This window comes from Variovorax sp. P4_D9 (assembly GCF_056401695.1).
The window spans coordinates 1-5,302 of record NZ_JBFUIU010000623.1; the positions used below are offsets into that span (position 1 = coordinate 1).

The window sequence follows — 5,302 nt, forward strand, 5'->3', positions numbered from 1 at the left end:
ACTTAGCTCTGGTGACCGGTGCGGGGGCCAGGACCACGCAGCTTGTGCCGCTGGAGTTCAAGCTGACCGTCGTTGTCAACATCGGTACGCCTTTTACTTCCGTCCTTGACTTTGCCGAGCTGAGTTTCTTCTTCCACCGCGACGACTTCAGTTCAGAGATATTTATCGATCGGAACGGAATCACACTCGATTTGGAGGGGGCACCAGGGTCCACCGGGCTTGTGGCAGGCTCGCACACGTTCGAATTGCTCTGCGCAGCAGGAGACATGACGTGGTCCCTGGACGGTGTGCCGGTGGCAAGCAAAGGTGCGCCGCATGTGCCACTAGATACTGCACTGCCTTTTATCTTCATCATCGGTCGTGGCGGTTCGCCGGCGTTCAGTGTGGACTCGATCACCCTCGAGGATTTCGGCGCCCCGCCGCCCGGCTTGACCCCGCCCTTCTGGACAGCGTTCCGCGGCTCGCACGAGGAAGGTGTCGGCGTCTCATCAGCACCGCCACCGCCACCACCGCCACCACCACCCGGCGCGCCTCCAGCCACGCTGATCAGTCTGCCGTATGACGCGCCGGTGCCGGCTGGCGACGGCGTCGCTTGGTACAAGTTCGTTGTGGCAGTGGCGGGCGACTACCATTTCTCGACCGGGACCTCGTCGAACACCGGCGCGGACACGTTCCTTGCGATCTACGGGCCTATCGGCGATGCCATCTGGTTCAACGACGACGGCTCTGACGTGCCGGGGTTTCTCTCGCACGTCGCCTTTACGCTGGGCACAGAAGGCAGCCCCTACCCGCCAGGCACCTACTACGTCTCTGTGTCGATGTTCCCCACAACCACGTCGAACGGCTGGGGCAACGATGCAAGCGCCCCGATCCCGAGCGGCATCCAGCTGACCGGCTGGAAGGTGTGACATGGCGGAAGTCAAGTTCCGCAACGGCTGGAACGGGGCGGGCGCCCAGTCGGCCAACTGGATGCAGGGCGAGGGCGAGCGGGAGATTGCTCGGCGCGTGCAGGGCGACGTCACGATCGAGCGCAGCGGCCAGTTCACGAACGTCTACCAGGCTCCGAATCAGTCTGACCCCTACCTGTGGGGGCCGGTGGTCATCTCGGACTTCACCGTCATGGGTGAGCGCGCCTCGCCCGAGCAGGCCTTTTCCTCCCATGAGCTTTTCAGGCGTGCAGTCGTCTTTGGTCCCGGTCAGAACTTCGCGGTGTCGGCTTCGATCAAGTACGCCGGCGACAACTACGTGATGCAGCTACTGTGCGATCAGGCTGCGGAGGACACGACCGCGTCCTTCTGGCTGACGCTGGTACGTGCTGACGGGCAGGGTACCGAACACCCCTCGTTGTCTCTACCCGCACCGCACAAGCGCGTGTCGGTGACCTTCGCCGATGTCGCATCCTTGAGCGGGCTCGGTGCGCTCGATGTCCTGAACGTCCTCGGCGGCCCAGGCCTTGGCACCGGCGGCCACAGCTACGCGCTCTTCGCGTGCGGCTGGAGCGATCCAGTCTTGCGATATCGCTTCGGCATGACCGCGCTGTTCTACACGGACCCCGCGAACCCGTTCACGTCGCGCGTGCCGGTCGCCTTCAGCGGCAACACCGGGCAACTGTCTCTTACCCAGGTGGCCTACCCCTTCTTCCCTGGGCGTGACCACCACCCGTTCACGAGTTTCACCGCAGGCCCTGGCATCGTGCAGGCGCTGAACACCGTCGTCGAGGACGTCCACAAACCGCAGCTTGCGCCCTACCTCGCGCAGTCGAATGACTTCGGCGCCTCGTGGACCTCCGTCCCCGCCAGCTTCCTGACCGGGCTGCTGTACCAGCACCCGGCCGGCGGCTCGGACCCGCGCGCCTTCTACGACAACGGCCAGCTGAACATGATGGGGCGCTTCACCACCATCATCTACATGGGCGGCGGCGTGAGCCTTCTGATCGTGCCGAACGCCTACGTGGACGGCTCGATCGAAGCGGGCACCGCGCGCTTCTGCCCGGCCCTCTTCGTCGGGTCCGGCGGCACCTACACGCGCCAGTCCTGGCTCGGCGACACGTGGTACACCGACCGTGACGGCATCAAGCTCGCCTCGGGGGGCGACGCCGTGATGTTTTGGGGCGTGACGCTGATGCGAACCGGCCACTTCGCCACCGGCCCCGGCCGCGCCTTCATCCCGGTCTTTCAGGCCGGCGCCGTTCGTGCGATGGTGACGACGGACTACGGGGCGACTTGGAGCTTCACGCCGCCCGTTCCGCCTCAGATCATCTCGACCTACATTGGCATCTTCAACGGCGTCGTCACCAAGGCCTACAAGGACGCGGAGAACCCTGAGACGATCGTCTTCCCAGCGCCGGACTACGCCGCTGGCAAGCTGCGCTTCCTGCGGTCTAAGGACTTGCTGCAGACCTTCCAGCCTTTCGGTTCGGCCTCCGTGAGTAACCTCACATCGCCAAGCGGTCGCAACTCGACCGACTTCAACTACTGCTTCGCGAACTACGGCGGCCATCGGCGCAAGCCCGCAGTGTTCCCGGCCTTCCCTGGGGAGTTCGACCAGCCATGACCAACTCGCTTATCAAGAACACGACCATCGAGACGATTGTGGGCACCGAGGAAATCCCGGCGATCCCTTTCGTGCCGGCGACTCCGCCGCGCACGGTCTATGAGAGCCGCACTGTCTGCGGCATGCGCTACTCGGGGCCCGGCCATTACGTCTTCAGCACCGATCGATCGACCGGGCAGACCACCATGATGTTTGTGCCCGATGCCACCCCCGGCTCGGGCGGCATCAGCGTCATCACCGCCACCTGGGGCTGCTCGACCGAGCGCGTGCCGGTCACCTTCCCGGGCACGCCGGCGCAGCCCTACGTGCCAGGCCATTCGGTCGCCACGTCGAGCCTCGTGACCGGCTACAACCTGGGGTGGAATGCGGGCGGGCGTTCCATCAGATTCTTCAACGGCGACGGCTTCGTCGAGTTCAAGGTGCGCGCCTCTGTCGTCGGCGTGATCTGCGGGATCAACTTCTACGACGGCATCGACTCGGGCTACAACGGCAACACGATCGACTTCGCTTTCTACCTGGCGCGCGGCCATGCCTGGATCATGCGCAACGGCGCGCTGGGCGCCGCTGTCGGCCTGTACGACGACACCACGGTCTTTCGCATCGAGCGCACCGGCACGAGCGTTGTCTTCAGCAAGGACGGCACCGCGGTTGCCACCATCTCCTCGGGCGTGCCCACGGAGCCGGGATGGCTCGAGGCTTCCCTCTACTCGGGCGACGACGAGGTTTTCGACCCGGTGCTGACGGCGGTGTCCGCACCCGACCTGTCCGAGCGGACCGCCACCCTCGATGCCTCGCTCGATCCGTTCACCTTCTTCGGCGCCACGGGCCCCTATGCCGAGCTTGACGGCGAAATCGATCTGTTCGAGTTCGATGCCCAGGCAGGCCTGGCGACCCCGGCCTTCGCCGTGGGCGACTTCCAACTGCCGCCCCTGTTCTTCTCGGGGACCAGCCTGACCGGCGAGGTCGCTACGCTCGACGCCTCGCTCCCGCCCCTCGAAATGCTGGCGTCCGACCATCCCTATGCCGAGATGTTCGCCGAGCTCGATCCGTTCGAGATTTTCATGAACGCCTACGAGGGCCGCGAAAACGCATCGATGGCATCCCAGGCCTTCGTCGACGCCCGCATGGCGCCCATGACCTTCCTCGTCGTCACGATGAGCAGCTCGGGCGTGCTCACGGCCGCGCAGACGGTGGACGTCATCATCCCGGCCGAGATGCGCAGCGAGGCGATCCTGCACTCCACGCTGGCCAGCTCCGCCATCCTCGATGCGGTGATGGCGTCCCTGGCCACCAGCGGCGCCGTGCTCGGCGTGCCCGACTCCGACAGCGAGACCTGGGTGATGAATCTCGCCACGCAGGGCACCACCACCTACACCGGATTCGGCTTCAACTCGTTCGCCCTGATCGGCCAGCGCTACTACGGTGCCGGCCCGGAGGGGATCTTTGCGCTGGAGGGCGACACCGACGCGGGCCAGCCCATCCGCGCGAACATCAGCCTGGGCAAACTGGACTTCGGCACCGCGATGCAGAAGACCATCAGCCACGCCTACATCGGCATGTCCGCGCAGGGCAACCTCTTTATGAAGGTGCGGGTGGGCGATGGCGACCAGGCGCGCGAGTACATCTACAAGACGCGCAGCTTCAGCTCGAGCTTGCAGCAGCAGCGCATCGTCGCCGGCAAGGGCCTAAAGGCCAACTACGTCGAAGTCGAGCTCTACAACGAGGACGGCGCCGACTTCGAAGTTGACACCGTCGAATTCCACGTCGCCGACCTCAAACGGAGAATCTAATGGCAACCCCATCCATCCCTGCGGGCGGCATCGTCACCATCCCCGATCCGACCACCGGCGGCGCGGGCGCCGCAGTCACGACCACCCAGGTGTTCAACGCCATGTGGCAGAACGCCCAACAGAAGTCCGCGTCCGGCCTCGACTTCACGAACCGCGCGATGCTGCTGGCCGGCCAGTCCGCCCCGCACATGCTGGGCGCTACCCTGGACACGAGTTTCCTGCCGCCCCTGGTGCCGATCCTGCCCGAGGAGGCGCGGCTCGACGGCGAGGCGATGTACAACGCGCAGCGCGATCAGCTTCGGCTCGTCATTGAAGACGCCCTGGCGAAGTTCGTCAGCGACTTCTTCCCGCCGCAGGAGTTTTACGATCGTGCGCTCGCGTGGTGCGACAACGCCATTGCCACTGGCGGTAGCGGCATCAATCCGCTGGTGGAGCAGCAGCTGTGGGAGCGTGCACGCGCCCGCATCCTGGCCGATAGCGAACGCCTCGAAGACGAGGCCGTCACCACCTGGGCGAATCGCCGCTTCCCGATGCCCCCGGGCGCGCTGCACGGTCAGCTCCAGCAGATCAGCCTGGACGCCAGCCGCAAACTCGCCGAGCAAAGCCGCGACATCTCCATCAAGTCCTTCGACACCGAGATCGAGAACGTGCGCTTTGCGGTCAAGGAGGTCATCGACCAGCGGCAAGTGGCACTCAACGCCATGGGCGACTATATCCGCACCATCATGCAGGGCCCGCAGGTAGCGATGCAGCTGACCACTGGCCTGGCCAGCGTGCGAAGCGATGCCGCGCGCAACCTCGTGTCGCTCTACCAGGCAGAAGTGGCCGCGGCCGATCCGCGCATCCGTCTCGCCATCACCGATGCCCAGCTGCGCCAGCAGACGGGCGAGGCGAATCTCAGGAGCGACATGGCCACCATCGACGCCATGGTGCGCGCGGTGCTTGCCGCGGCCCAGATG

3 protein-coding genes and 1 pseudogene are annotated in these 5,302 nt (G+C 65.4%); all 4 read left to right on the forward strand.

Annotation, left to right across the window (positions count from 1 at the left end; translation table 11 throughout):
* Positions 1-908 (forward strand): PPC domain-containing protein (locus AC1DY5_RS40800; protein ID WP_478120138.1); only part of this gene is annotated, 908 nt, incomplete at its 5' end.
* Between the two features lies 1 nt (position 909).
* Positions 910-2,553, forward strand: coding sequence for a hypothetical protein (locus AC1DY5_RS40805; protein WP_478120139.1), 1,644 nt, complete (start codon positions 910-912; stop codon positions 2,551-2,553).
* Positions 2,550-4,343 carry a hypothetical protein gene (locus tag AC1DY5_RS40810; protein ID WP_478120140.1) on the forward strand — a complete coding sequence of 598 codons (1,794 nt, stop codon included), beginning with the start codon at positions 2,550-2,552 and terminating at the stop codon, positions 4,341-4,343. Before AC1DY5_RS40805 ends, AC1DY5_RS40810 begins: the two co-directional genes overlap by 4 nt.
* 101 nt (positions 4,344-4,444) lie before the next feature.
* Positions 4,445-5,302: pseudogene (locus AC1DY5_RS40815) on the forward strand (hypothetical protein); the annotation flags it as partial.